General features: G+C 65.0%; 25 protein-coding genes. 11 read left to right on the top strand and 14 right to left on the bottom strand.

The features are described 5' to 3' along the window. Positions 1–24: 24 nt before the first annotated feature. From D3H54_RS29340 to D3H54_RS29330, 3 genes are all read right to left on the bottom strand, one after another. Positions 25–498 carry a hypothetical protein gene (locus D3H54_RS29340; protein WP_149383157.1) on the bottom strand — a complete coding sequence of 158 codons (474 nt, stop codon included), beginning with the start codon at positions 496–498 and terminating at the stop codon, positions 25–27. A gap of 139 nt (positions 499–637) precedes the next feature. Beyond that, entirely contained in the window at positions 638–3,487 is a 2,850-nt protein-coding gene (locus D3H54_RS29335) for an MMPL/RND family transporter (RefSeq protein ID WP_149383827.1), read from the bottom strand. 177 nt (positions 3,488–3,664) lie between these two features. Then, on the bottom strand, positions 3,665–4,273 hold the full coding sequence (locus tag D3H54_RS29330) for a TetR-like C-terminal domain-containing protein (protein ID WP_149383826.1): 609 nt from the start codon (positions 4,271–4,273) through the stop codon (positions 3,665–3,667). 97 nt (positions 4,274–4,370) lie between these two features. On the opposite strand from D3H54_RS29330, the gene D3H54_RS29325 reads away from it, so the two are divergent. Next, on the top strand, positions 4,371–5,024 hold the full coding sequence (locus D3H54_RS29325; RefSeq protein WP_432246451.1) for a L,D-transpeptidase family protein: 654 nt from the start codon (positions 4,371–4,373) through the stop codon (positions 5,022–5,024). After that, the gene (locus D3H54_RS29320) at positions 5,021–5,776 is read left to right on the top strand and encodes a DUF1906 domain-containing protein (RefSeq protein WP_149383156.1); all 756 of its coding nucleotides are present in this window, start codon (positions 5,021–5,023) and stop codon (positions 5,774–5,776) included. Before D3H54_RS29325 ends, D3H54_RS29320 begins: the two co-directional genes overlap by 4 nt. Here D3H54_RS29320 and D3H54_RS29315 read toward each other — a convergent pair whose 3' ends face one another. Beyond that, entirely contained in the window at positions 5,777–6,430 is a 654-nt protein-coding gene (locus D3H54_RS29315) for a nitroreductase (RefSeq protein WP_149383155.1), read from the bottom strand. Between the two features lie 207 nt (positions 6,431–6,637). Then, the gene (locus D3H54_RS29310; RefSeq protein ID WP_149383154.1) at positions 6,638–7,423 is read right to left on the bottom strand and encodes an SDR family NAD(P)-dependent oxidoreductase; all 786 of its coding nucleotides are present in this window, start codon (positions 7,421–7,423) and stop codon (positions 6,638–6,640) included. An 88-nt stretch (positions 7,424–7,511) separates the two neighbouring features. Between D3H54_RS29310 and D3H54_RS29305 the strand changes: the two genes are divergently transcribed. Then, positions 7,512–7,889, top strand: coding sequence for a hypothetical protein (locus tag D3H54_RS29305; protein WP_149383153.1), 378 nt, complete (start codon positions 7,512–7,514; stop codon positions 7,887–7,889). Positions 7,890–7,906: 17 nt separating this feature from the next. On the opposite strand, the gene D3H54_RS29300 is transcribed toward D3H54_RS29305, so the two are convergent. The 3 genes from D3H54_RS29300 to D3H54_RS29290 all read right to left on the bottom strand — a co-directional run bounded on the left by D3H54_RS29300 (position 7,907) and on the right by D3H54_RS29290 (position 11,853). Further along, entirely contained in the window at positions 7,907–9,217 is a 1,311-nt protein-coding gene (locus tag D3H54_RS29300) for an NtaA/DmoA family FMN-dependent monooxygenase (protein ID WP_149383152.1), read from the bottom strand. A 10-nt stretch (positions 9,218–9,227) separates the two neighbouring features. After that, positions 9,228–10,754 carry a purine-cytosine permease family protein gene (locus tag D3H54_RS29295; protein WP_149383151.1) on the bottom strand — a complete coding sequence of 509 codons (1,527 nt, stop codon included), beginning with the start codon at positions 10,752–10,754 and terminating at the stop codon, positions 9,228–9,230. Between the two features lie 70 nt (positions 10,755–10,824). Beyond that, positions 10,825–11,853, bottom strand: a complete 1,029-nt coding sequence (locus D3H54_RS29290) for a LacI family DNA-binding transcriptional regulator (RefSeq protein ID WP_286199041.1) — start codon at positions 11,851–11,853, stop codon at positions 10,825–10,827. A 132-nt stretch (positions 11,854–11,985) separates the two neighbouring features. Between D3H54_RS29290 and D3H54_RS29285 the strand changes: the two genes are divergently transcribed. From D3H54_RS29285 to D3H54_RS29270, 4 genes are read left to right on the top strand one after another with little or no spacing between them, the layout of a single operon-like run. Then, a complete protein-coding gene (locus D3H54_RS29285; RefSeq protein ID WP_149383150.1) occupies positions 11,986–13,299 on the top strand; it encodes an aryl-sulfate sulfotransferase in 1,314 nt (437 codons plus the stop codon). After that, positions 13,296–14,102, top strand: coding sequence for an ABC transporter permease (locus D3H54_RS29280; protein ID WP_286199040.1), 807 nt, complete (start codon positions 13,296–13,298; stop codon positions 14,100–14,102). Before D3H54_RS29285 ends, D3H54_RS29280 begins: the two co-directional genes overlap by 4 nt. A 1-nt stretch (position 14,103) precedes the next feature. Then, a complete protein-coding gene (locus tag D3H54_RS29275) occupies positions 14,104–14,877 on the top strand; it encodes an ABC transporter ATP-binding protein (RefSeq protein ID WP_149383149.1) in 774 nt (257 codons plus the stop codon). 2 nt (positions 14,878–14,879) lie between these two features. Beyond that, positions 14,880–15,845: an ABC transporter substrate-binding protein gene (locus D3H54_RS29270; protein ID WP_149383148.1), complete on the top strand. Its 966-nt coding sequence runs from the start codon at positions 14,880–14,882 to the stop codon at positions 15,843–15,845. Positions 15,846–15,849: 4 nt separating this feature from the next. Here the strand turns inward: D3H54_RS29270 and D3H54_RS29265 are convergent, their stop codons facing one another. Genes D3H54_RS29265 through D3H54_RS29250 form a run of 4 tightly spaced genes read right to left on the bottom strand, consistent with a single transcriptional unit; the run spans position 15,850 to position 20,445 of the window. Next, a complete protein-coding gene (locus tag D3H54_RS29265) occupies positions 15,850–16,134 on the bottom strand; it encodes a hypothetical protein (protein WP_149383147.1) in 285 nt (94 codons plus the stop codon). Between the two features lie 9 nt (positions 16,135–16,143). Continuing rightward, positions 16,144–17,337 (bottom strand): amidohydrolase family protein, encoded by a 1,194-nt coding sequence (locus tag D3H54_RS29260; protein ID WP_149383146.1) that lies wholly within the window; start codon positions 17,335–17,337, stop codon positions 16,144–16,146. 17 nt (positions 17,338–17,354) lie between these two features. After that, entirely contained in the window at positions 17,355–19,571 is a 2,217-nt protein-coding gene (locus D3H54_RS29255; protein ID WP_149383145.1) for an acyl-CoA dehydrogenase family protein, read from the bottom strand. Between the two features lie 4 nt (positions 19,572–19,575). After that, on the bottom strand, positions 19,576–20,445 hold the full coding sequence (locus D3H54_RS29250) for an amidohydrolase family protein (RefSeq protein ID WP_149383144.1): 870 nt from the start codon (positions 20,443–20,445) through the stop codon (positions 19,576–19,578). 163 nt (positions 20,446–20,608) lie between these two features. Between D3H54_RS29250 and D3H54_RS29245 the strand changes: the two genes are divergently transcribed. Continuing rightward, a complete protein-coding gene (locus D3H54_RS29245) occupies positions 20,609–21,241 on the top strand; it encodes a TetR family transcriptional regulator (protein ID WP_286199039.1) in 633 nt (210 codons plus the stop codon). 23 nt (positions 21,242–21,264) lie between these two features. Continuing rightward, complete coding sequence (locus D3H54_RS29240; RefSeq protein WP_149383143.1) at positions 21,265–21,885, top strand: TenA family protein; 621 nt, start codon at positions 21,265–21,267, stop codon at positions 21,883–21,885. A 19-nt stretch (positions 21,886–21,904) separates the two neighbouring features. Here D3H54_RS29240 and D3H54_RS29235 read toward each other — a convergent pair whose 3' ends face one another. Beyond that, positions 21,905–22,780, bottom strand: coding sequence for a polysaccharide deacetylase family protein (locus D3H54_RS29235; protein ID WP_149383142.1), 876 nt, complete (start codon positions 22,778–22,780; stop codon positions 21,905–21,907). 51 nt (positions 22,781–22,831) lie between these two features. Next, the gene (locus tag D3H54_RS29230; RefSeq protein ID WP_149383141.1) at positions 22,832–23,827 is read right to left on the bottom strand and encodes an Lrp/AsnC family transcriptional regulator; all 996 of its coding nucleotides are present in this window, start codon (positions 23,825–23,827) and stop codon (positions 22,832–22,834) included. A 142-nt stretch (positions 23,828–23,969) separates the two neighbouring features. Between D3H54_RS29230 and D3H54_RS29225 the strand changes: the two genes are divergently transcribed. Continuing rightward, a complete protein-coding gene (locus D3H54_RS29225) occupies positions 23,970–24,812 on the top strand; it encodes an LLM class flavin-dependent oxidoreductase (RefSeq protein ID WP_149383140.1) in 843 nt (280 codons plus the stop codon). A 152-nt stretch (positions 24,813–24,964) separates the two neighbouring features. Beyond that, a complete protein-coding gene (locus D3H54_RS29220) occupies positions 24,965–26,437 on the top strand; it encodes an FAD-dependent monooxygenase (protein ID WP_149383139.1) in 1,473 nt (490 codons plus the stop codon). Positions 26,438–26,454: the final 17 nt, after the last annotated feature.

The raw sequence follows: 26,454 nt of genomic DNA, 5'->3' as shown, positions 1-26,454 counted from the left end.
TCTACCCGCTGCCGAGACAGGTGCTCAGTGGGTTACCGGTGTGCGCCGCAGCGGGGCGGGAACGGGCATCGGAGTGACGGCGGCGGGGCGGGCGGGCCGGGCCTGGCGCCGGTTCTGACGCTGAATCCTCTTGTCCAGCAATCGCAGTTCGCGAGTGGTCAGAGAACGGTTCTTGCGGACCAGGAGATCGAGCTGCTGCCAGCTCAGCCCGTCGAGGTCGCCGTCCGCATCGTGGGTGGCGACGACGACACAGCCGGGCAGAAGCGGTACCGACTTGGCGGTGAAATTGGTCGTCGCCAGCAGAACTTCTGTTGCTTGCTGGTTGATCCGGCTCTGGCAGCCTGGCGACGAGGGGCTGAACCAGAAGTCGAATTGCCGGTCGGGACTGGTCAGGCAGTGAAGCTGACGGCCCTTGAACAGGCGATCGATATCGGCCTTGGAGTAGGCGCGTGTCTCATAAACGGGGCCGTTGGTGCTGAAGTACAGGATTGTGTTCATCACGATGATCCATTCGATTCTTTCTTAGCTGGTCAGGGCGGCGCCTATACCACGGCGCTGTTACTAAAGTTACCCGTGTTGCAAATGAGACAAACCTAGATCTCAATGTGGAAACGATGTGTTCTAGCTGACAGTGCTCTCAGTCGTCCCACAACAACAGCTGGCGCACCGCCGGCCGGGATCCGTAGGGCCGCAACATGGTGCTGGCCGGCCGCGGCCGCACGCGTAGCGGCCACCAGAACCACCGGCCGAGCAGCGCGGCGATCGAGGGCGTCATGAACGACCGCACAATCAGGGTGTCGAACAACAGCCCCAGCCCGATGGTGGTGCCGATCTGACCGAGCACGAGCAGATCACTGAAGACGAACGAGCCCATGGTGAAGGCGAACACCAGCCCCGCCGCGGTGACGACGCCACCGGTGCTGGCCATGGCGCGGATGATGCCGGTATTCAACCCGGCGCCGATCTCTTCTTTGAACCGCGATATCAACAACAGGTTGTAGTCCGAGCCCACCGCCAGCAGCAGGATCACCGCCAACGCGAGAACCACCCAATACAGCGGCTTGCCCAGCAGGTCTTGCCACACCAGCACCGACAGCCCGAACGATGCCCCCAGCGACAGGGCCACCGTTCCCACGATCACCAGTGCGGCCACGATGCTTCGGGTCACGAACATCATGATCAGCAGAATCAGGCTCAACGCGGAGATGCCGGCAATCATCAAGTCGTACTTGGCCATATCGGCGATGTCCTTGTACGTTGACGCCGTGCCGCCGATGTAGATGCTCGACCCGGCCAGTGGCGTGCCCTTGACCGCCTCCTGAACGGAGTGCCTGATCGCGTCGATATGTGCAAGTCCTTCGGGCGTAGCCGGATCCACGTCGTGGGTGACGATCATCCGCGCGGCTTTACCGTCGGGGGACAGGAACTGCTTGAGGCCCCGTTGGAACTCGCTGTTGCTGAACACTTCTGGGGGCAGATAGAACGAGTCGTCAGTCTTCGACGCATCGAACGCCGCCCCGAGGGCCGTCGCGTTCTGCAGTGCCGCCGCCGTTTGGTCGTAGATACCCGACTGGGTGGCATAGTTCGTCATCGACAGATCGCGATTGGCCTGCTGACTGTCGATCTGTTGCGGGATCAGGGCCAGCAGCTTCGGCTGGAGCGCATCCAACTTGTCCAAACTGGTTGTGACATTGGCCAACTGGTCGGTCAGCGCATCGATGCCGTCGAGCGCATCGAACACCGATCGCAGCGCCGCGCAGATCGGAATGTCGAAACAGTGCGGCTCCCAGTAGAAGTAGTTGCGCAGCGGCCGGAAGAAGTCGTCGAAATTGGCGATCTTGTTGCGCAGATCCTGGGCCACCTCCACGGTCTTGTGGAACGCTTCGACCTGTTCGTGGGTGGCTTCAGAACTCTGCTGCTGCAGGGAGTACTGCTCGCGCAGAATGCTGATCGTCTTGTCGATCTCGCCGACCTGCTTGAGCAGGTCTGCCGCCCTCGCCTGTTGGTAGGGCAGGTTGTTGATCTGGGCGCTGCTTTGAGCACTGATCTGAAACGGCACCGAGCTGTGGTCGAGGGGTGTGCCCAGCGGGCGCGTAATGGATTGCACCAAGGCGATGCCGGGCGTGTGGAAGACAGCCTTGGCCACGCGTTCCAGCAGGATCATGTCGGTGGGGTTGCGCAGGTCGTGATCGGCTTCGATCATGACCAGTTCCGGATTGAGTCGCGCCTTGGAGAAGTGCCGTTCCGCGGCGGTGTAGCCGACGTTCGAGGGGGCGTCCGCGGGCATGTAGGCCCCGACGTCGTAACTGGTCTTGTATCCGGGCAGTGCCAGCAGGCCGATCAGCGCGATCCCCAGCGATACGACGAGGATCGGCCCGGGCCAGCGCACGATGGCGGTACCGATACGCCGCCAACCGCGGGTCTTGGCTCGCCGCTTGGGATCCATCAGGCCGAAGTGACTGCCGATCACCAGGATCGCGGGGGCCAGCGTAAGCGCCGCGATGAGCGTGACGGAAACGCCGATCGCCGACGGGATACCCAACGTTCGAAAGTAGGGATTGCGGGTGAAGTCCAAGCAGTAGACGGCGCCGACGATCGTCAGACCCGAACCGAGAATGACGTGGGAGGTGCCACGGTAGGTGTCGTAGAACGCCGTCTGCCGGTCCACGCCGGCGGACCGTTCTTCGTGATAGCGCCCGACGAGAAAGATCGCGTAATCGGTGCCGGCCGCAATGACCAGCAGCGTCAAGAGATTGGTCGCGTAGGTGGACAGCCCGATGAGTCCAGTGTTGGCCAGAAACGACACGACACCGCGCGCGGCCGACATCTCGATCAGCACCGTGATGAGCATCAGCACCATCGTGACCACCGACCGGTAGACCAGCAGCAGCATGATCGCGATCACCCCGATGGTCAGCAGGGTGACTTTCACGGTTCCTTTGTCGCCGGTCTCGAACTGGTCGGCGACTTGCGGCGCTGCGCCGGTGACGTAGGCCTTCACCCCGGGTGGGGCCGGAGTGTGATCGACGATGTCGCGGACAGCGTCGACGGATTCGAGCGATAGTGCTTCGCCCTGGTTTCCGGAGAGATAGACCTGCACATAGGCGGCTTTGCCATCGGGACTCTGCGCGCCCGCGGCGGTCAGGGGATCGCCCCAGAAATCTTGAATGTGCTGAACGTGTTTACCGTCGGCCGCCACCCGCTTGAGCAACTCGTCGTAGTAGCGATGTGCGTCAGCACCGAGCGGTTGGTCTCCCTCGAGCACGATCATCGCAACGCTGTCGGAATTGAATTCACCGAAGACGTGGCCGATCCGCTTGAATGCCTTCAGCGACGGCGAATCGGGCGAACTCAACGCCACGTTCTGCTCCTGGCCCACGACTTCCAGCTGGGGCACCAACGCGTTACTGAGGGCGGCGACTATCAGCCAGAAGAGCAGGATCGGGATGCACAGCACGCGAGTCAGCCGCGCAAACCGGTGGGTCAGCGAACGGTCAGCGGCCTGCTGGTCTGGAGCCTCTGTCGAAACCCTCTGCACCCGTTAGCCTTTCGATAACCGGCGAGCACGATTACTTGGCGGGGAGAGATCTTTTCCCAGTCAGCAGGGGCTGATCGCTCTAGGCGGTACGGTACGGTACTGGATCACCTCAGGCTACACTTCGTTTCAGCTGATAGGACGAGTGAGGCTGGGGATGATGACGTTGTCGACGATCGCCCGGACCGTCCGCCGATCCGGAGGTCGGTTGGGGACGATCGACCGGAAGATCAGGTACCCGGGCATCAGATCCCAGAGTTCTTCGGTGATCGCCTCCGCCTTGATCTCGCCGCGGTCGACAGCGTGTTGCAGCACCGACTCGATCAGGGCCTTCCGCTGGTCCAGGAATTGGTGCTGCATCGCCTCGCGCAAAGCCGGATCGCGGGACACCTCCACCATGACCGCACGGATGGTGGCGGAGTGCTTCGCGGCGTGCTCGGTGATCGCTTCGCCCAGACGCAGCAAGTCCTCGCGCAGCGACCCGGTGTCGGGGCGCACCGCCGCGCATCGGACGCCTTCGATGAAGGCGGCCAGCACCAGTTCGCCCTTCGACGGCCAGCGCCGATAGACCGTGGCCTTGCTCGCTTTGGCGGTCGCGGCGACGGCATCGACGGTCAAGCGCTCATAGCCGTGCTGTTGCAACAGCTGCAGTGTGGCCGCGAGCAGCTCCGCCTCGCGCGCCGACCACGGCGACGATTCCGCCTCGTAGTCGGCAATCCTGGTCACAGCGCCCACCATAGAGCGCACAGGCAGTACGGTCCAGTACTGCCCAATCCTGGCGAAAAGCCATTTCGCTACCGCCGATCGCGCGCACCCCCCGGTTACCATGAACGCCGTGGCGAGCGTCGTGGTGCGGATCGGCCTGGCAATGCTGTTGAGCTTGCTACTGGCGCCGGCGGCGAACGCGGCGCCGGACTCCTCACAGTGGATCGTCGTCGGCGTGCCCGCCGCCAACGCCACCACCGGAACGTTGACCGCCTTCCAGCGGGTGGGGCAGGACTGGAAGGTCGTGCTGGGCCCCACGCCGGCCAAGGTCGGCGAACTGGGCGTCGGCGCACCGGCCGACGGTGTCTACCGCACTCCGGAAGGCACCTTCGGCTTCGACCAGGCCTTCGGACGCCAGCCCAACCCCGGTACCAAGATGCCGTACTTCCAGGCCACCGACCAGGACTGGTGGGACGAGGACCCCAAGTCCCCGGGATACAACACCCATGTCCGCAGTAGTGGTCAACCTTCGGCGATCGCGGAGAACCTCTACGACTCCGGCCCGGTCTACGACTACGCGGTGAACATCACCTCCAACCCGAACCGCATCCCCGGCAAGTTGGCCGGGATCTTCCTGCACGTGTCCGACGACGATCCCACCTGGGGATGCGTCGCAATCGGCCGCGACGAGATGCGGTCGATATTGAATTGGCTTGACCCCGCGGCCAATCCGCAGATCACCATCGGGGTGGGTGACCCGTCTCTGATCACGGCGCGGTCGTGACTGAGCCGAGTCGGCGCGATGTCTTTCGGTTTGCGCTCACCGCGCTGGCCGGCGCCGCCGTGCTGGGAGCGCCCAGGGCAGCTGCGGATGGACTGCAGCTCATCGATTTCGCCGACCGGCTGGTGAGCCCCGAGCAGATCAAGGCCGCCGGTTACGACGGGGCGCTGGTGTACGTGTCCGAGCTGCGACCGGGTGCCACTTTCGACTTCAAGCCGGTCACCCGCGAGTACACCGACGGACTCCTCGCCGCCGGACTGCACGTCGTGAGCTGTTACCAGTTCGGCAAGCCCGGCTGGCCCACGCCGTCGGACTTCACCCGCGGGTTCGACGGGGGAGTCGCCGACGCGCAGACCGCACTGCGAATCCACGGCGCCGCCGGTGGCCCGAGTTCGGCGCCGATCTTCTTCAGCGTCGACGAGGACATCAGCTCCGACACCTGGAAAAGCACTGCGATCCAATGGTTTCACGGCATCAACTCGGTGATCGGCGTCGAGCGCACGGGAATCTACGGCGGGGCGCGGCAGGTCGGATGGGCGATCGGGGACGGCGTCGTCGGCCATTCCACGACGCCCGGCTATCGCTGGGCCTGGCAGACCAAAGCGTGGTCGGGTGGTGTGCGCGAGCCTGCCGCCGTCCTCTTCCAGAGAGAGGTCGTCACAGCGTCGGATCCGGGTGCGCTCATCGACGGTGTGCATGTCGACGTCGACGACGTGTTGGCGCCCGACTTCGGCCAGTGGGACCTGGCCCGCTGATCAGCTGTCGATGAAGGTGATGTTGTCGGCGAGTGGATTGCGCGGCACAGTCAGCTGATTGCAGGCGAATTCCGGATCGGGATAGCCGATCGCAACACCGCACAGGATGCGCATCTCCTCGCCGATGCCCAGCTGCTCGCGGAGCACCTCGGGATAGCCGGCCACCGAGACCTGAACGCAGCTGCCGAGTCCACGCGCGGTGAGCGCGAGCAAGAAGGTCTGCAGGAACATGCCGACCCCCACCGCGTCTACGTGGTCCAGGTCGCGGTGCATGCAGACGATGCCGGCCAGGGGAGCGCGGAAGAACTCCCAGTTGCGCAGCACCGCAAGGCGTCTGGCCTCCGCATCGTGGCGTGCGATACCCATGGTGCCGTACACGAGTGCCCCCAGCTCCCGGCGGAGGTGGGCGAAAGATTCGGGAAGCTGCGGCACGTTGGGCGCCTCGATATCAGCCTGCTCAAGAAGCGCTTCGGCCAGGCGGTCACGGGCCGGCCCGGAAGCGAAGACCACTTGCCACGGTTGGATGTTGGAGTTGGACGGCGCGCGGATTGCGAGCTCGAGCGATTCGGTGATCAACTCCTCCGGCACCGGCTTGTCACGGAGAAACAAGCGGATGGACCGCCGGTCCCGGATCGCGTTCTCGAGGTCGTACATCGCTTCCCGCCTTTTGTCAGTCCGTTCTGCAGCGGGAAACGTCACCGATCGAGGTTTGCATCCCGCAGCCGTCGTCCATGGTCAACGAGTGGCCGCGACCTTCGAACTCGTGGAACTCGGTGTCGGAGCCACCCTGGCGTGGATCCACAGCCCGTGGATGAAGACGTCGGAAATGAGCTTTGTTGTCACAAAGGTCCTTGCGGGTTCCTACAGGGTGGTGACGTAACCGCCATCGATGCGAATGTCGGAGCCGGTGATGTTGGCGCAGTGGTCGCCCGCCAGGAAGATCGCGAGGTCGGCGACCTCTTGGGCGGTGGTGAATCGACCGGTCGCCGATCCTGCGACCACGGAGTCGACCACCTGATCTGGGGTGGCGCCGCTGGCGGCCGCAAACTGCGCGGCGATCCCGTCATCGGCCAGCCACAAGGGAGTGGCCACCGGGCCGGGGCTGATCGTATTGACGCGGATACCGTTGCGGCCGAACTCCTTCGAGACGGCCTTGGCAAAGTTGGCCAGGGCGGCCTTCGCGGCGCCGTAGTCGATGATGTTCCACTCCGGCAGCGTCGCATTCACTGAACCGATCATCACGATCGATCCGCCGCCGCGACTGAGCAGGTGCGGGATGGCTTCGCGGGTAGTTCTCACGGCGGACAGGAAGTTCACCGACAATCCGGCCAGCCAGTCGTCGTCGGTGACCGACAGCAGGCCATCGAATCGGGGCGTGACCGCCCCGGTGTTGTTGACGAGGATGTCGAGGCCACCGCGTTGCGCGGCGGCGGCGATCAACGCCTTCGGTCCTTCGGCGGTTGAGAGGTCGGCCGCGACGAAGGTCGCCGAGCCGGCCGCCTCCAAGGCCTGCAACTCGTCGCTGTTGTGCCGCGCACCGGCGATCACGTGGGCGCCGGCGGCCGCGAACGTCTGACTGATGGCCAGGCCAATTCCCTTGCTGGCGCCGGTGACGACGGCGATCTTGTCGGTGAGGTTGATGTCCACCATTGACACTGTGCCTCACCGGTGGGGATTCAGCGCTCCAATGTGAAGACCACGGGGCGTCGCTCGGCGCGCGAGTTACGGTGATCGCATGAGCGGGCCCCAACCGCGGGGGGAGCGCCCCGGGCACGGACGTTTCGATTCGCACTGGGCGTGGTTCGGCGGGATCCTGGCGCTGCTGTTGACGGCTGGCTTTCTCGTCGCGTTTCTCTCGATGTTCCCGCTCGCGATGGCCACCGATGGCTGCCACGAGGGCAGCACCCAGAGAATCTGCTCGCTGTCGGCGCGCGGTCAGCATGTGCTCGTGTGGATTCCTTGGGTATGTCTCGCGGTCGGCGCCCCAACGGCTCTGGTGGGTGCGTATCTCGTTACCCGGATCCGGTGGACGCCGCTGCTCGGCATACCGATCGGTCTCCTCGCAGCGTCAGCGATGATTTCCCTGGGCGAATGGTTCGCCTACCGGGTGTAGCAGAACGGCCTGTGTGATCAGTACGACAACAGATTGTCCTTGAACAGGGTGTGGTCGTACTCGGTGCGAACCAGTCCGCGGCGCTGTAACTCGGGTACCAGTCCGTCGACTACCTCGATCACGTACTTGCGGGTCAGCCGCATGCCAGGGGCGGTGATCAGGAAGCCGTCACCGCCCACTTCGGCCATCAGCGCCTCGAGCTTGTCGGCGACCGTGCTGGGCGATCCCGCGAGTGCATCCTCGGTCGACAGGTACGCGGCAGTCAGCTCCCGCAGCGTCTTTCCGCTCCCGCGCTGAATGAAGGCTTCCAGAGATCCCTTCTCACCGTTGGTCTCCAGGTCGTCCGGTAGCGGTTTGTCGAAATCGAATTTGGTGAAGTCGATTTCGACGATCGCAGCCAGGTGAGCCAATGTCCGTTCTATGTAGTAATCGTTGGTGACGATGCGGTTGAGCTTCGCCAAGGCCTCTTCGTCGGTGTCCGCCAGATGAGGGGTGATCAGGAACAGCACCTTGATCGAATCGGGGTCACGGCCGTATCCGACTGCCCGCCGGCGGATATCGTCGCGATAGGCGATCATGCCCTGCGGGTCGGCGGCCGTCCCCACCACCGTGTCGGCGTACTTGGCGGCGAAGTCCTTGCCCTGCGGTGAGCCGCCGGCTTGAGCGAGTACCGGGTGATATTGCGGCGACGGCACAGTATTGAGGGGGCCACGGCTGCGGTAGTACTGCCCCTGGAAATCGATTGTGTGCACCTTGGTGTAGTCGGCGAAAGTGTTGGTGTCCCGATCACGAACCACCGCATCGGGCTCCCATGAACTCCAGAGCTGCCGGACCAGGTCGACGTATTCGTGGGCGCGGGCGTAGCGCTCGTCGTGCCGCGGCAGCTCATCGAGCCCGAAGTTCTGCGCGGAGCGGTCTTCGGCCGAGGTGACCATGTTCCAGCCGAGGCGCCCGCCGGTCAGGTGATCCAAGGTGCTGCACAGCCGCGCCAGCAGGAACGGCGGATAGAACGTCGAGGACAGTGTGACCACCAGGCCAAGGTGTTTGGTCACGTTGCCCAACAACGGAACCAGCGGCGCAGGGTCATGTTTGGGGGAGTGCAGCGCGTGTTTGAGCTCACGCTCGAAGCTCCCGCCGTATGCGTCGGAGACCATCAGCTTGTCTTCGAGCAGAAGGTAATCGAACTTCGCACGCTCGAGATGCTGCACCAGTTCGACGTAGAAGCTCCCCGACCAGTCCGCGCCGCCGGTTGAACCCCACTGGTCGTTCCATGCGTCGACACAGAAGTTGGCAAACCAGCCCAGATGAAATTTCTTCGCGTTCGTCACTGATTCCGCCCTACTCTCCGTCGAGCAGACCATATTCCTGAGCCGGGCGGTGCGCATCCGCTGCGGGCGCGGCCGCCAGCGAACGCAGATCCGCATCGCTGCGCTCGATGGCTGCGCGCTCGGCTGTGAGGTCGAGTCGACGGGTGACGATAAAGTAGCTTCCCGAGGACACCACCAGCCCGACCAGCCAGGAAACGTCGATGCCGCCGAGCCATTCCCCGGCCGGTCCGGTAAAGAACGGCAGCACTGCGAACGGCAGCATGGCCGCGAATCCAAGGAAGTAGGCAAGCAACCCGCGCCAGGACCACCCGCCGTACACCCCGTTCGGGCTGAACAACTCAGTGATCGCATAATGCCCGCGGCGGACGAAGAAGTAGTCGGTCAGATTCACCGCCGTCCATGGCACCAGCAGAAACAGCATCAGCGACAACGCATTTGATGCGGCGTTGATCACGTGGTCACCGAATCCGAGGCCCACGACAAGGTAGATGACGATGGCGGCAACCGTCACCCCGATGCGAAGCCCGCGCGAGGGCGTGACGCGCCTGACGAGGTCGACACCGGTCAGGAACTGCAGAGTGACGCTGTAGGCGGCGGTCGCAATGCAGACGATCAACGTCGCGGCGGACGCCAGTGCCAACACAGCGCCGAAACCGTGGAATACGGCGTTGCCCGCGTCGTTGAGCGCCACCAGTGCGTCGCTTGCGTTGTAGCGCGCGGATAGCCAAGCCCCGACCGAGATCAGCCACAGCGCTGAAACACCGGCGCCCACATAGACACTCGCGATCAGTGACCGCGACGGTGTTTTCACCGGCAGATACCGGGTGTAGTCCGACACCACCGGCGCGAGCGCGATGTTGTAGGCAGCCGAAACAGCGAAGACCGTGAAGAACGCCGACGCGACAAAGCCACCGCCCGTCGCAGGGGCGGCTGTGCCGCCCGCCTTGCCGATCAGAATGGCCACCGAGAACACCGCCACCAGTGGCACGGTGATGTAGAACACCCAGCGCGACACCCGGTGCAGGTGGTCATGGCCGGCGACCGCGAACCCGCCACCGATGACATTGATCGCGAGACCGACCAGCACCGGTGACCAGCCGAAGATCTGGCTCAGTCCCTGGGCCGTCAAGATCGTGTACACCACGCCGAACGCCAGGTAGCACGTCAGCGACATCGCCACCACGACGACGACGCCGTAGAACCCGAATTGCGCTCGGGATTGAATGATCTGGGGCAGGCCCAGCCGTGGTCCCTGGGTGGCGTGGAACGCCATGAAGAAGGTGCCGACGATGAGGCCGAGCGCCGAACTGAGAATCGCCCACCCGATGCTCAGCCCGAGGGACGGACCGGTGAAACCCAGCGCGATCGTGAAGAAGCTCCAGTTCGCGATGAAGAACAGCGGGCTGACGCGCCATGCGCTGCCGCCGCGCTCGGCCGGCGTAATCCAGTCGATGGACCGGGATTCGATGGCAGAGAAGCGTTGTGGCTCCGCGGGTGTGGTCGCCGACCCGGTGGACGGCGCGATCTCAGTTGACACGAGGGTCAATGTTCACGCTGCGGTGCTGGGCCGGATAGCTATTGCGTCGAGCTGATTTTTTGCCACGCGACTAGGACGCGCCCGCCGCGTAGCCGGGTGGCACCGCGCATCCACAGCTCTCACCAGGGCTGAGGCTCACCTCGAACAGGGCTGGGGGACAATTGCTTTCAGAGCGAAGCCCTAACGCCAGGTCGAGAGCCACCTCGGTCATCGCTTCCAGCGGTTGCTGCACGGTGGTCAGGATGATCTGGCCGTAGGCATTTCGGTTGTCACCGTCGAAGGCCACCACCGCGACGTCATCGGGCACCTTCAAGCCCGAATCGGCTAGGGCCCGCAGCACGGCTGCCGCTTGTCCATAGGTGCCCACGACAATGCCGTCCGGTGGAACCGAAGCCGCCAGGTGTTTCCGGACCTCCCGGTAGGCACCTTTGAGCGTTAGGTCGGTGGGGACGTGCCGGGGAACGGCGCCGACGACCGACTGGTAGCCGGCGTAACGCTGTTGCACGGTGTCGCGGTCACCGGAGGTCGTGTCCTGTTCGGTGAACCCGCCGACGAACGCGATCGACGTCCGTCCGTGTTCGATCAGATGCTGGACGGCCAGCCTGCCGGCTTGAACATGGTCGGCTGTTACGACTTTCGCACCGACGATGTCGCGGTTGGTGTGTACCCAGACCACCGGGATGCGGGACAGACCGCAGATTCGCGCGCACGCGGCGCCGTCGAGGATGCCGGTCACCAGCAAGCTGTCGACCCCGACGTCGGCGAACCCACGCACGAGCTCGGCCTCGGTGTCCACATCGAAACCGGTGTTACCGGTGATGACGAGCTGCCGCCGAGCGCGGCCCTGCCGAGTGATGGACCCGGCCAGTGCGGCGTAGAGCGGGAACGTCAGATCAGGGACGAGTAGACCGATCTGGCCCCACTGCGATTGCCGGCGCAATCCGCGGGCGTGCCGGTCGGGCCGGTAGTCGAGATCGTCCATCGCCTCGGTCACCCGCGCGCGTAATGCGTCCGACACCGGACGTGAGCCGGGATTGAGCACATAACTGACCACGGCCGTCGACGTGCCTGCGCGGCGCGCGATATCGGCGATCGTCACACGCTTCGTCTCATCCTGGCCGGTGCGCACAAATCGTTTAGAGTAGGCGGCTCGCACAGGTGCGCAAATCGGTTAGATCATCGCGATCCGAACTATCTGCCTCTGGTGTCGGCGCTGGTAGGACTACTCGCCATGGCGTTTGTTCAGTTCAGTGGGGTGACGTATCACGATCCGGAGTTGGCCCATGCCAGCTATGTCCTTTACACCGGGGCGGACGGGGTCACCCGGCTGATCGATCTCAACGGCATCGTCCGTCACGAGTGGCCGCACCCGGGAGTGCCGGCACGCATCATCGACCCTGCCCTGAACGGCGGACGTATCGGCGATATCGGCGTGCAGCTGAGCCAGGTGGACGACTCTCCCGGCGGTATCTACGCCAACCGGACTGTCGGCCAGCTGTCCTGGGAGGGAGACACCCTGTGGGAGTGGGGAACTGAGGCCCCCGGCGGTGCCGCACGGCAGAACCACGACTGGCAACTGCTCGACAACGGCAACCGGCTCCTGCTGGTTGCGATCCCCCGCGTCGTGGAGCCACTGGGCCCGCAGGTCGTCGGGGATCAGGGAATCTACGAGGTCGCGCCCGACGGCAGCATCATCTGGGAATGGAAAGCCGGCGACCATATCGACGAATTCGGTTTCAGTGCCGAAGGTTTGGACTACCTGCGCCGAAACGTCGCCCGCGAGCCCGACAACATCTGGGGCTACCTGGAGATCAACAGCGCCTCCACGCTCGGCCCCAACCGATGGCACCGGGCAGATCCAGCCACCGTCTTCCAGCCCGACAACATCCTCATCAGTTCTCGCAAGGCCAACATCATCGCCTTGATCGACAGGCGCACCGGAGCCATCGTGTGGCGCCTGGGGCCCTACTTCGACGAACCGGCCGGAGCGCAACATCAGCGCATCAACTCACACTCGCTGCCCCGGCCGCTGGACCAGATCTCCGGGCAGCACAACCCGCATTTCATCGCCGACGGGCTGCCCGGCGCAGGCAATCTGCTGGTGTTCGACAATCAAGGCGGAGCAGGTTATCCGCCTGCGGCCCTTGGTATCTATGCAGGCTCACGCGTTCTGGAGATCGATCCGCAGAGCCGCGAGATCGTGTGGCAGTACACAGCCGAGGACTCCGGCCGCCCGGCCTGGACGTTCTTCAGCTCGTTCGTCAGCAATGCGCAACGCCTGCCCAACGGCAACACCCTGATCACCGAGGGCATGCAAGGCCGCATTTTTCAGGTCACCCCGTCGGGTCAGGTGGTGTGGGAATACCTCACGCCGTATGAGGACTACGCGGTCGCAGGTGAGCCGGAGGTCAAGACACCGACCGTCGACGGGGTCGACCGCCGTACGTTGACCAGACTCATCTATCGTTCGCAGGCCGTTCCGTTCGAGTGGGTGCCGGCGGGAACCGGGCGGTCACAAGACCCGGTGGACAGGCGCTCCCCGTGAGTGCCGTACTGACCGAAGCTGCCCCGGCGCGGCGCCTGGTGCACCCGTCGCTCGGTCGTGCCGGGACCACAGCACTCGGACTGGGCCTGGCGGTGGTGGTGTGGTCGATCATCGCGGCCACCGGTGTGTTTCCCCGGGCACTGTTTCCGACGGTGCCGACCATCGCCCGCGCGGGATGGTCACTGTGGGCATCAGGGGACCTCGGTGCCGATATCCTGCACAGCCTGCAACGGGCTGTCGGCGGGTTCCTCCTCGGCGCGGTCATCGGCTTCGGCCTGGCGGTGTTGACCTCGGTTACCCGTGCGGGTCGCCGGCTGCTTCAGCCGGTGCTGCGGCTGTTTGCCCCGATTCCCACCATCGGCCTTGTCCCGCTGGCGATCCTGTGGTTCGGCCTTGGCGAGAGCAGCAAGGTGACCGTCATCGCGCTCGGCGTGTTCGTGCCGGTCTGGATCAGCAGCCATGCCGGACTGTCCAGCACACCGGAGGACTTCCTCAAGGCCGCGCGGTGCCTGGGCGCGAGCAGGTGGTTGACGTTGTACCGCATCGTCATTCCGGAGGCTGTACCCGACGTCGTCGCGGGCCTTCGGGTCGGTGCGGCGATGGCTTTCGTCGTGATTGTCGTCGCGGAGATGACAGGCACCACCAACGGTCTCGGATTCCGGATCTACCAGGCGCAGCTGTTCTCTCAAGCCGACCAGCTGATCTTCTGCCTGGTGGTGCTGGGGGTGCTCGGCGCTTTGACCGATCAGCTCATCGCCCGGCTCACCGCTCCGCTCATCGCCTGGTCGGTCGAGGAGCGGTGACATGACAGTGCAAGCCCGCGACCTGACCGTCCACTTCGCCGGCACGGCGGCGCCGGCGTTGCGGGATGTCACCCTCGACGTCGCCGCGGGCTCCTTCACCGTTCTGGTCGGTCCGTCGGGCAGTGGTAAGTCGACGCTGCTGTATTGCCTGGCCGGACTGCTTGCACCCACCGAGGGACAGGTGATCGACGACGGAAGGCCGGTTACCGGGCCACATCCCCGCCGTGGCATGGCATTCCAGCGCGACATCCTGTTCGCCTGGATGAGCGTCGAGTCCAACATCCGGTTCGGGTTGCGCGCCACCGGTGTTCCTGCCCGGCATCACCGCGCGAGGATTCGTGAACTGCTGACCGCAGTGGGTCTTCCGCTCGAGGTCGCCGGTCGGCGGCCCAGTCAGCTCTCCGGAGGCCAGCGCCAGCGCGTCGGGTTGGCCCGCATGCTGGCCGGCGAGCCCGAGGTGATGCTCATGGACGAGCCGTTCGCGGCCCTCGATGCGCAGACCAGGCTGCGCATGCAGGATCTCGTGGTTGACCTGTGGTCGCGGCTACGCCGCACGGTCCTGTTCGTCACCCATGACGTCGACGAGGCCATCCGGTTGTCCGACCGAATCATCGTGTTGGCCGACGGGGAAATCCGCAGCACGATCGACAACCCGCTTCCGCGTCCACGGCCCGCTGACAGCCTCGCCGACCTCGCCGGCTACAGCGAACTGCGGCGGTGGCTGCATCGCCAGCTCGACACTCCCACCAAAGTCCCCACCAGCAAGGAGCATTGACAGTGACATCCATCCGGCGCACCACTGCTGTTGCGGCGCTCGCCGCACTGGCGATCACCTCTGCGGGCGCCACGGCCTGCTCGTCCAGCACGTCGTCTAGCCCTCATCAGCTCACCGTCGCCTACGTCGTGGACCCGTCGTGGTCGCACGTCCCAGTCGCGCAGAAGGCCGGCTATTTCACGTCCCACGGTCTCGATATCAAAGTGGTGAACTTCTCCACCGGCGTCGAAGCGCTGCAGGCACTCACCGCGGGCCAAGTCGACGTGGCCACAGCCGCGGCGGTGCCCACGTCGGCGGCGGTCACCAAATCCCCGGAACTGAGGATCGTCGCGGATGGCTCTCGCTGGAACGGCTTTCGGTTGGTCGCTCGCAAGAGCGCGGGCATTTCATCGCTGGCCGACCTGAACGGTAAGACCATCGGCACGCCGCTGGGCACCAGCGGCGCGTTCTTCGCCTCCACGGTGGTGCAGCATTCCGGTACCGACGCCAAGCTGGTTCAGGTCGCACCCCCGGCCATCGTCACCGCGGCAACCCAGGGCAACGTGGACGCCGTGTCGATCTTCCAGCCGTACCAAACTCAAGTGATCCAAGCTCTCGGCAACGACGCCGCGGTGTTGGAGGATCCCAACCCGTTTGTCGATCACTGCCTCTATCTGTCGACCGAAGCGACGACCAATGGTAAAGCTGCAGACCTGTCCGCGTTCTTCGCCGCGCTCGGCGAAGCGGGCAAGGACCTGACCGCCCAGAAGCCGGAGGCGATCGCCGCAGTGTCGGAGGCCATCAAACTGGACTCGGCGCTGGTCTCCAGCGTCCTCAAGGAATACGACTTCACGCTGCAACTCAAGCCCCAACTCGCCGATGAACTGACCGCACTGGGGAATTGGGCGAAGTCGAACGGAAAACTAGACGCCAACCTGACGCTGCCGGATTACCAATCCTTCTTCAACGGGAAGTTCATCGGGGCCTAGTTGCCTAGGTGACCCAGCGGTCGACGAGGGCGGCCCATCGTCGGGAGATGGTCTTGTCCAGAAGGTCGCGCCGGCGGCGGGTGTTCACGTCGTCGGGCTCGATCGCTCCGATCGTCATCCGCGCCACCTCGTCGAGGAGATCACGCTCCAGCCCGAAGGTCAGCAGGATGTCGAGATCGGTGTCGGTGTCGAGCTCATCGGGCAGCGTCGAGCGGGCCAGCAGAACGGCGGCGTTCTCCTCGCCGGCCTCCAGCAGCATGGCGACCACGCCGGCCTTGGCGACCTTCACGAACGGCAGCTACACCGGTCGGCGGATCGACAGCTCGATACCGTTGTCTCGCATCACTTTGCGGCACTGTTCGGGCGTGTAGTCGAAGTTCTGCAAGTCCTTGATGTAGGACGCCGGCTCGGCCAGACCTTCGACGTGGGGGTAGTCCGAACCCATGAGGATGTGGTCGTCACCCATCAGCTTGAGCAGACTGGCCAGTTCGTCCTCGTAGAACGGCGACACCCAGACGTGGCGTCTGAACGTTTCGCGCGGATCTTCCTTGTAGATAAACGGGATCTGACCCCAGGACTTGGTGAGCTTCTCGAAGAGATGAAACACCCACGTCGATCCGCTTTCGATACAGGCGATCCGCAGATTCGGGAACCGTAGGAACAGCCCGTTGTGCAGATGGTTGGCGAACGTGTCCTGGATCGCGTCACCGCTGAACAGACTGCGAAAGCCCAGCAGCGCGTTGAAGGACATCATGTAGTCGGACTCGCCCCACGCCGGCATGAACTTCGAGTAGTAGGTCTCCCCGGAGTGGTAGCACACCGTGATCCCGGAATCGTTGGCCAGCTGCCAGAATTCGTCGAACATCGGATCGCCGGGCGGACGCATGCCGACCTCGGTGGTGATCGGACCGGGGATCATGACGATGAAACGCGCGTCGCGTTCCAGCGCCCATTCGAGCTCGCGCACCGCTTCGGCCGGACGGCACATGGTGATGTAGGGCGCGGTAAAAATCCGCTCCTGATAAGCGAATCCCCAGTCGTCGTCCAGCCAGCGGTTGAATGCCCGGAACGTGGCGACCGTCGCGTCGAAGTCGGGAAGCAGTGCCTGCTCCATACCGACTCCGAGGGTGGGCAACATGATGCAGCCCTGCATGCCCTGGGCATCCATGGTCGCCAGCCGCGCGTCACGGTTGCGATACTCCGGCCGGATCGGCTCGAGCTCCCCGAACAGCGAATTCAGGTCGGAACCATGCGGATTGCGACCGCGGAAGTACTCGTCGAGGGCGCCGGGCTTGCCCACCGGATCGAACGTCGGGTTGGGGATGAATCGATTGACCCTGCCACCGACCAGCAGCCGCTGTCGGCCGTCGAGCTGTGCCCACTGGATGGCGCGTTTCTTGAGCTTCGGGTCGATGTAGCGCGTGAACGCGTCCTCGGCCTCGTAATAGTGGTTGTCACAGTCGAAGAACGTGAACGGCAGCGCAGTGGTCATGGCTCGGTCCTTTCCAACTATTTCCGCGGCAGGCCAAGAATCATCGAGGCGATGATGGTCAGCTGAATCTCTGCTGTGCCGCCGCCGATGAGCTCGGACGGCATGTCGAAGTAGGGACTGATCACCGGGGGATCCGAATCCTCAAGCATGGCAAGGCGTCCGGTGAGACTCAACGTGGCGGTGGAGGCGCGGCGCAGTAGTAGCACCATCGCGTACTTGGCGATGCTCGATGTCGGTCCCGGCCCCTGCCCTTGCACCAGGCGCAACGTCTCACGCAGGACCATCGCTTTGATGGCGGTGGTGTGCGCTTCGATTCCGCCAAGCGCCTGCAGGACGGTGTCGTGATCGGGCCCGTCGGCGTCGGCCACCCGCCGCAGGGCTTCGGACCGATCGAGGTTGACGTAGTTGCCGATCGCCGTGCGTTCGACGGCCATGGTGGCCACGGCAAGGTCCCAGCCCTGGCCGGGTTCACCGACCAGCATGTCGTCGGGGATGAAGACGTCGGTGAGGAAGACTTCGTTGAAGTCGAAGTGTCCGCTGGCTTGCTTGATCGGGCTGATCTCGATGCCGGGGGAGGACATGTCGACCAGGAAGTAGCTGATGCCACCGTGTTTCGACGCATCCGGGTCGGTGCGTGCCAGCATCGCCCCGAACTGGGCGACGTGCGCCGACGAGGTCCAGATCTTGTGCCCGTTGACCAGCCAGCCGCCGTCGACCTTCGCGGCGCGTGTGGTCAGCGACGCGAGATCCGAGCCGGCGCCCGGCTCGCTGAACAGCTGGCACCAGCGTTCAGTGCCTCGCAGCATCGGCCACGCGAATCGTTCACGCTGTGAGTCGGTTCCGCTGTCGAGGATCGTCGGCAGGATCCACTCCGCGATGTTGAGCGAGGGCCGCACGAGATCCGGGCGCTTGTCGAACTCCTCGGTGATGATCACCTGCTGTACCGGTGTGGCCGCGACGCCCCACGGCGCGGGCAGGTGCGGGGCAACCAAGCCGGCGTCTGCGAGCAGGTCCCGTTGCGAGCCGTAGGCGAGTCCGGGCGCCCGACGGTCGTCGGTGGGCGTCTCGTTCCGTAGCTCCATGGCCTGGTCGAGCGTCTTGACCAGGCCGGCGCGGAACTCCGACTCGACGTCGTCGCCGAGATTGATTGCGGTAGACCGCTTCAGCGTGCGGGACAGTTCACCTGCCTCCCGGGCCCACCGTGGCGACGGTCCCAGCGATGCGGCCAGGCTGGTGGCGCGCCGCCAGTACAGGTGGGTGTCGTGTTCCCAGGTGTAGCCAATGGCGCCGAACATCAGCAGTGCGTCCAGCATCAGGTCGGGGCCGGCGCAGACCGCCATCAACGCGGCCGAGGCGGCGGCCAGCCGGTGCTGCTCGATGCTCTCGTCGATCGCGCGCACCGCATCCCATGCCGACGCCGAGGCCAGTTCCGCGTTGACCAGAAGGATCGCGGCCTTATGCTGCAGTGCCTGGAACGACCCGACGGGCTTGCCGAACTGCTCGCGGGTGCGGATGTAGTTCACCGCGGTCTCGACGCCCTTGCGCACCGTACCCGCCGAAGCGCACGCCGTCAGCGCAGCAACGACGCATCGAGCCCGTTCGGTCTTGATACCCGAGATCCGTTGATCCGCCGTTACGGGGTGGTTCTCGAGCGTGAGCACACCGACGTCGGTGCTCAGGTCCGTGCCCCGCTGCTGCTCGACGGCAATGTCCGGTCCCACCGACAGCGCGAACCACAGCCCGGTGCCGTCTTCGCCGTGCGCCGCCAACAGGACGCGCTGCGCGGCAACCAGTCCCAACGTGCTGTCGATCGATCCGGTCAATCGCCAGCCGTCGCCGTCGGGCACCGCCCGCACATCAGAGTCCTCCGGCAGCACGACCGCGGCCGTCGCACCGCCGGCGAGGCTGGACAGCAGTGCCGCTGCCGAGTCGTCGGCCAGGCTCGCAACGGCGCTGGCGGAGACCGTGCTGAGCAGCGGGCCGGGCAGTAGCGCAGCCGCGGCCGCTTCGATGACGCACGCCATATCCGCGAGCGTGCCGCCCTGGCCGCCGACGTCTTCGGGAAGGTGCACCGCATGGAAGCCGTTGGCGGTGAATTCCTCCCACCACGTTGGCAATTCACCGGCCGCGATCGAGTCCAGGGCGGCCCGCGTCTTGTCGATCGGGGCGTGCCGGGCCGCGAACTGGCTCACAGCCTCGGCCAGCTGCTCCTGCTCGATCGTGATCGCCAACACTGCGTTAGTTCTCCAGTCCTAGAATCCGAGCGGCATTGCCGTACAGGAACTTCGGCCACACCTCGTCCTTGAACGGCACCTTGGGTAGATCGCTGAAGATGCGTTCCAGTGACAGACCCATCGGGAAATAGCCGGCGTAGATGATCTTGTCGGCCCCGCGGGTGTTCGCGTAGTCGATGATTTCCTTGGGGTAGTACTTCGGTGCGAAGGCCGAGGTCGAGTAATACAGGTTGGGCCACTTGAGCATCAGCTTGACGGCGAGGTCCTGCCAGGGCTCGCAGCCGTGGCGGGTGACGAAGACCAGGTCGGGGAAGTCGAACATCACGATGTCGATGCGCGAAACTTCCTGTGGCGCCATCGGAATGCGTGGGCCGGGGACACCGGCGCAGCAGAAGATCGGGAGGCCTAGTTCGACGCAGGTCGCGTAGACCGGGTACATCTTCGGGTCGTCGATCGGCACCTGGGGAAAGGTGCCCGACGGGAAACACGACACAGCGCGGATGCCGTATGTCTCGTATTCCCGGCGGATGTTGTTGACAGTGCCCATGACGTCGTTCGGGTCGTTGACATTGCCCGAGGCAATGAATCGATCGGGGAACATCTTCAGCGCGAGCTCCGCCGCAGAGCCCTCGCTCACGCCGATCATCGACTTCTCGATGCCGAACCGGTCCATCTGCTGCAGCAGCAGCGATACGGGATCATCGGTGGGCAAGCCCTTGGGCACGTCTTTGAACATGTACTCGACCGGAAAGTCGAAGTCCTCTTTGGACTGGCGATCCTTGGTCTGCTTGCGGATGAAGTCGTACTGAGCGGTCCCCTCGTGCGGGAATCCGATCATCGTGTCGATCACCGGCAGACCGACCGGTCCGGCCATGGCGTCCTCCCATCCCAAGAGACCGGCGGGGTACCGCCGCGACCACCATAGTGAAACACGGTTCTACTTTGTGTCAAGCCGCTAGCTGGCGTTACATGCCCATTCTCGACTAACCTGCCGTAGCATCGCAGAAGACCGTTCTGGGCTGATCGGAGGTGACACCGTGAACACACCAGCTCCCGATCTGATGTCGCCGACGGGCCGGATCATCCCGATGTCGGACATGACCAGCGGTCAGCTCGCCCGCCGCGCCAAGATCATCGAAGAAGTGATCGATCTGATCGGTGAGGTCGGTGCCGATGCGGTCCAGATGCGGGATGTGGCGCAGCGCGCGGGGGTCGCGCTGGCCACCCTGTACAGATACTTCAGCTCCAAAGAAAACCTGTTGGCCGCCGCGCTGGCGGATTGGCAGAAGCGGTTGACCCGCCGCATGCTGTCCGGCGGGGGGCCCGCCGACACGGACCCGTTGCCCGCGGTTCTGGACTACCTGCGCCGCGCCCAGCGCGCGTTCAACCGCAACCCGGCCATGACCGCCCTGATGCTGCAAATGATGACGTCGACCGATCCCGAGGTGCGTTCGTCGATCGATCAGATGGAGCGAACCAACGTCGAGTTGTACAACCGCCTGCTGACCGGGGTCGCGCCGGAGCTGATCCCGCAGGTGAGTTTCGGCCTGAACGCCGCATTGAGCGCTGCACTCGCCGGCTTGCGGGCCGGCCGACTGACATTGGACGAATCGCTGAATCACGTGGAGTGGGTGGCCCGGGTGTTGCTCGCCGAAGCGCAGCACGCGTAGGTCCGCGACTAGGCTCGAGCGATATGACGTTGTCTGCTCAGTTGTGGTCGCGCAATGCCGATCTGGCCGCCGAGATTCTGGCACACCCGTTTGTTCGCGGAATCGCAGATGGCTCGCTGCCGCGCCGGCGCTTCGCCGCGTACATCGCCCAGGACGCGTTCTTCCTCGAATCCTTCGCCCGCGCATACGCATTGGCCCTGGTTCGCAGTCCGGACACCTCGACACTGCTGGTGCTGGCCGATCTGATCGCCGGCGTTCGCGAGGAATTGGGATTGCATGCGTCCTACGCCCGGTCGTGGGACATCGACATGGCGGGCATCGAACCGTTGGCGGCAACCAGCGCCTACACCGAGTTTCTTCTCGCGACCGCGGCGACGCGACCGCCAGAGGTCACCTATGCGGCGATGACGCCGTGCATGCGGTTGTACGCGTGGCTTGGCCAGGCGCTGGACGCCACGTCGGCCGGACCGTACGCAGAGTGGGTACAGACATACGCCGCACCGGAATTCGACGGAATCGCCCGCCAGCTGGAGAATCTGCTCGACGAACAGTCGCCGGACACGCCCGAGGTGCGCAGCGCGTATCGGCGCGCGATGCAGCTGGAACTGGGGTTCTTCGAGGCGGCCGACAACACCGATACCTGACCGGGTTCCGCGACAGCCGTCAGAAGTCGGCGGGGTCAGGCCGTTCCACCGAGCGGGGTGACAGGCCCAGACCACGAACGTGCAGGGCGATGTCCCGCAGGGGTGCCACCCAGACATCCGAGCACGACACCACGTGCTGGACAAGTTCCTCCAGCGCGGCGGCTCGCGATGGCCGACCCGACAAGAAGGGATGGTTCGTCAGCACGAAGCAGCCCCCGACTGCGCGCAGAGCTTCGAACTCCAGCCGCCAGATCTCGGCGGCCTTGCGGGGGCTCTCGATCAGTCCGCTGCCGGAGATCTCCGGCAGGTAGCAGTATTGCTCCCAGTCGTCGAGCGCCCACTGCACCGGGATTTCGACGAGGCTGCCAGTGGAGCTCACCCGCAGTTCGTACGGATAGTCGGCGTCCATCAGGCTGGTGTCGTAGAGGAACCCCCGCTCGGCCAGCAATTCCGGTGAGTGCCAGTTCAATTCCCACATCGGAGCGCGGAAGCCGACCGGAGCCTCACCGGTCAGCGCGGCCAGTACCTCGGTGCCGCGATCCAGGATCACCCCCTCCTGCTCAGGGGTCATGCCGGTGAGAACCTCGTGCAGATAGCCGTGGTGCGCAACCTCGTGGCCACCGTCGACGATCGCGCGCACCACATCGGGATAGCGGACCGCGGTGTAACCGGGGACGAAGAACGTCGAGCGGACATCGTGTCTTGCCAGCAATGCCAGAAGCCGGGGCACACCGACGAGCGGCCCGTAGGCCTGGTGGGACATCACCGACATCCGATCGGCATGCGCCGCATCGATGTTCAAGATGGCCGATTCGGCATCGATGTCGAACGTGAAGCACGCCGCGGCCCGCTTACCCGCGGGCCACGCCACGGGTTCGGCCGGTGTCGCGGTCATATCCGGCGGGCCCGCCGACGGTGCAGCCGAGTCATGTTCGTAGATGATGGCCTATCTCCGACCCGGCCGCATGCTCAGCAGCCGACCGTGCGAGATCAACGAGCCGGCCTGCTTCAGCCGCTGCGTTCGTACGCTGACGTCGTACCCCTGCACATGACGCACTGTCCCCAACTGATCGGTGAGGTAGCGGTGCAGGTGATCGACATCGCGGGCGATCACGACTGCCAGCAGGTTGTGGGGTCCGCTCACCGCGATCACCGAGGCGATCTCGGCATGTGCGAGAAGCTGTTCGGCGACACCCGGCAGATCGCGCGGCGCAGTCGCCATCCAGATGAGGGCATGGACACCGAAGCCCAACCGCTCGGTCAGTACGTCGACGTCATAGGTCAGGGTGCCCGCTGATTCCATCGCCGCGATGCGGCGTGTGACCCGAGCCGGCGACCAGCCGGTCAACTCGGCCAACTGCGCGTGGGGTATCCGACCATCTCGTGCCAGTGCTTCCAGCAGGGGAAGATCGTCGCCGATCGGCGGGATCGCGGTGCCGGGCCGGTCGGGTCGCACGTCCACCAGGGCCGTGGCCTGCTCGGCGGTCAGGGTGTGACCGTATCCGGTCCACACCGCACCGGAGGAGTCGCCGAAGACGTGCAGCACCAGATCGACTCTCATGTTCAACACCGCCGATGTGCGTGGCAGGCGATGAAGGATCCCGTCGCTGGTCTCGGCCAGCGGTGCACGGACGATGCACACCAGCTCGGTCGATCCGGACAACACGTTCGCGTGGGTGACTTCCGGTCGCTGGGTGAGCGCCTCGGCGACGCTGAGTAGTGCGTCGGGCCTGGTTCGCAGTCGAACGACCCACTGACACTCGCCATACACCTGTGGGTTCACCAGTCCGACCACGCGGATCGCACCGCCGCGGAGCATGGCGCGATACCGGCGTGCGACGGTCTGTTCGGGAACGCCCAGCACATCACCGATCCGCCGAAACGACACGCGTGGGGACAGTTGCAGCGCGTGCAGAATCATGCCGTCCAGCGAGGCTGTCATGCCGATAACGGTACGGAGAATCCGACGCGGGTGCCGATATACGCCGCATCTGAGCGCTGATGTGGTGGTTCGGACCAGGTGATCCGAGACTGGCCTGACTGGAGGAGCGAAGCGGCCGTGGCCGCGGGAATCGGAGGAAGTCATGAGAATCGGTGTCGGGCTGCCAAACCACGTCGCAGGTGTCAACGGTGCGGCGATCGGTCCGTGGGCCCGTCGCGCCGAGGAGCGGGGGTTCGAGTCACTCACGACCATCGACCGGCTGCTGTACCCGAGCCTGGACTCAATCATCGCGCTGTCGGTGGCGGCGGGTGCGACGAGCACGCTCGGGCTGGTGACGAATGTGCTTCTGGCACCGCTGTATTCGGCACCTGTGCTCGCAAAACAACTCGGCACTCTGGCGGCCTGTGCGGGCGCCCGTCTGACGGTCGGCATCGGAGTCGGATCGCGGGCCGATGATTACGACGCGGTCGGCGTGGACTTCACCAAGCGGGGACGCATCCTCGATGAACAGCTGGTCACGATGCGGCGCGGTTGGAGCGCTGATGCAGGGTTATGCCCTGCGCCGGTGCAGATTCCACTGCTTTTCGGCGGACGGTCCGAGGCCACGATCCGCAGGGCCACCACCATCGGCGACGGTTGGGTGGCCGGGGCGCTGCGCGACTTCAATACGCAGTCGGCATTCGCCGAGCGGATACGTGCGGGTTGGCAGGCGGCGGGGCGACCGGGAACGCCCCAAATTCACGCCTCGGTGAACTTCGCGCTTGGCGATGGCAACGCAGTGCAACGAGGACGAGAACACCTTGGCCGCTACTACGGCTTCAAACCGGACTACGCAAAACTGAACGTGGACGACATGATTCACTCCGCCGACGATGCGCGTGCGGCGGTACGCGGGTACCGCGACCTCGGTTTCGACCGGCTGCTCTTTCATCCCGCTGTCGCGTCGATCGACCAGGTCGACCTACTTGCCGACGCTGTGCTGTAGCCGGCACGGCGGTGCATTCGAATTTCGCGGATTCGCGGGGAGACGCGCCCCGCCACTTTCAACATATAGCGCACTGGGGGGCTTGCGGCAAGACCCCCTGCATGGCGCAAAATCGCTGCCCTCAAGGGAAACTCACTGCACAGGGGGCATAAATGCGTGATTCTGACTACGACCATGCCGTGGTGATCGCCGGGGGAGGGCCGACCGGGCTGATGCTCGCGGGCGAGCTGGCGCTCGCCGGGGTGGACGTCGCGATAGTCGAACGCCGAACCAGCCAGCAGGTGATCGGCCAGCGGGCCGGCGGTCTGCACTGCCGCACGATCGAACTGCTCGACCAGCGGGGGATCGCCGACCGGTTCCTGGCGGCCGGGCAGGCAGTTCAAGTCGCCGGGTTCGCGCAGATCCGGCTGGACATCAGCGACTTTCCCACACCCCATCCCTACGGATTGGCGTTGTGGCAGAACGACATCGAACGGCTCCTGGCCGAGTGGGTCGAGGAACTGGGGGTTCCGGTCCGCCGAGGAATGGAGGTGACGGGTTTCGCCCAGGCTGCGTCCGGAGTCGACGTCGAACTCTCCGATGGTGGTGGCCTTCGCGCCGGGTATCTCGTCGGGTGCGACGGCGGTCGCAGCCTGGTTCGCAAGGCGGCCGGCATCGGCTTCCCGGGCTGGGAACCCACGACGACGTATCTGATCGCTCAGGTCGAGGTCCGCGACGAACCGAAATGGGGTATTCACCGCGACGCCCTCGGTATCCACGGGCTAGACCGGCAGAACGACACCGAACCGGTTCGGGTCATGGTGACCGAGCGCACCGTCGGGCCGTCTACCGAACCCACGCTCGACGACCTGAGTGCGGCACTTGTGGCGGTGTACGGCACCGACTTCGGGATTCACAGTCCCACCTCGATAGCCCGGTTCACCGATGCGGCGCGGCAGGCGGACACCTACCGTGACGGCCGGATCCTGCTTGCCGGCGACGCCGCGCACATCCACCACCCGATCGGCGGCCAGGGCCTCAACACCGGTCTGCAGGATGCGGTCAACCTGGGGTGGAAGCTCGCCCAGGTGGTCGACGGAACCGCGCCGGACACCCTGCTCGACACCTACCACGCCGAACGGCACCCGGTGGGTGCGCGCGTACTGCAGATCACGATGGCGCAGATGGCGTTACTGGGCACAGACGACCGCACAAAAGCGTTGCACGACAACATCTCCGAGATGCTCGGCATGGAGGAGCCGCGCAAGAGGTTCGCCGCTCGGATGTCCGGGTTGGACATCCGCTACGACCTCGGATCGGGTCATCCTCTGCTGGGACGACGGATGCCCGACCTCGCCGTTCGCACGGCCGCCGGACCGGCCCGCGTTTTCGAACTCTTGCACGGTGCGCGCCCGGTGCTCCTCGACCTCGGCGAGCCGGGCGGCGTCGACCTCACCGGTTGGGGGGATCGAGTCAGCTTGGTCAGCGCGCAGTACCACGGCGGGTGGGAGCTGCCGGCGCTCGGTGAGGTGAGCGCGCCCACCGCGGTGCTGATCCGCCCGGACGGGCATGTCGCATGGGTCGGCCAGGGTTCGGTGCAGGGGCTCACCGAGGCGCTGACCAGCTGGTTCGGCCCCCCGATGTAACGACAGGCGGGCCTGGG

Origin of the sequence: Mycobacterium sp. ELW1, assembly GCF_008329905.1 — a bacterium.
Classification (GTDB): Bacteria; Actinomycetota; Actinomycetes; order Mycobacteriales; family Mycobacteriaceae; genus Mycobacterium.
Note: the sequence above shows the minus strand (reverse complement) of the source record. Positions and strands in the feature narration are given on the sequence as shown.

What these genes read in the sequence shown, in the direction of transcription:
- D3H54_RS29340 (WP_149383157.1), bottom strand. Translation starts at nt 498, where the DNA reads ATGAACACAATCCTGTACTTCAGCACCAACGGCCCCGTTTATGAGACA.
- D3H54_RS29330 (WP_149383826.1), bottom strand. Translation starts at nt 4,273, where the DNA reads ATGGTGGGCGCTGTGACCAGGATTGCCGACTACGAGGCGGAATCGTCG.
- D3H54_RS29315 (WP_149383155.1), bottom strand. Translation starts at nt 6,430, where the DNA reads ATGTACGACCTCGAGAACGCGATCCGGGACCGGCGGTCCATCCGCTTG.
- D3H54_RS29305 (WP_149383153.1), top strand. Translation starts at nt 7,512, where the DNA reads ATGAGCGGGCCCCAACCGCGGGGGGAGCGCCCCGGGCACGGACGTTTC.
- D3H54_RS29285 (WP_149383150.1), top strand. Translation starts at nt 11,986, where the DNA reads ATGGCGTTTGTTCAGTTCAGTGGGGTGACGTATCACGATCCGGAGTTG.
- D3H54_RS29275 (WP_149383149.1), top strand. Translation starts at nt 14,104, where the DNA reads ATGACAGTGCAAGCCCGCGACCTGACCGTCCACTTCGCCGGCACGGCG.
- D3H54_RS29260 (WP_149383146.1), bottom strand. Translation starts at nt 17,337, where the DNA reads ATGACCACTGCGCTGCCGTTCACGTTCTTCGACTGTGACAACCACTAT.
- D3H54_RS29250 (WP_149383144.1), bottom strand. Translation starts at nt 20,445, where the DNA reads ATGGCCGGACCGGTCGGTCTGCCGGTGATCGACACGATGATCGGATTC.
- D3H54_RS29240 (WP_149383143.1), top strand. Translation starts at nt 21,265, where the DNA reads ATGACGTTGTCTGCTCAGTTGTGGTCGCGCAATGCCGATCTGGCCGCC.
- D3H54_RS29235 (WP_149383142.1), bottom strand. Translation starts at nt 22,780, where the DNA reads ATGACCGCGACACCGGCCGAACCCGTGGCGTGGCCCGCGGGTAAGCGG.
- D3H54_RS29230 (WP_149383141.1), bottom strand. Translation starts at nt 23,827, where the DNA reads ATGACAGCCTCGCTGGACGGCATGATTCTGCACGCGCTGCAACTGTCC.
- D3H54_RS29225 (WP_149383140.1), top strand. Translation starts at nt 23,970, where the DNA reads ATGAGAATCGGTGTCGGGCTGCCAAACCACGTCGCAGGTGTCAACGGT.
- D3H54_RS29220 (WP_149383139.1), top strand. Translation starts at nt 24,965, where the DNA reads ATGCGTGATTCTGACTACGACCATGCCGTGGTGATCGCCGGGGGAGGG.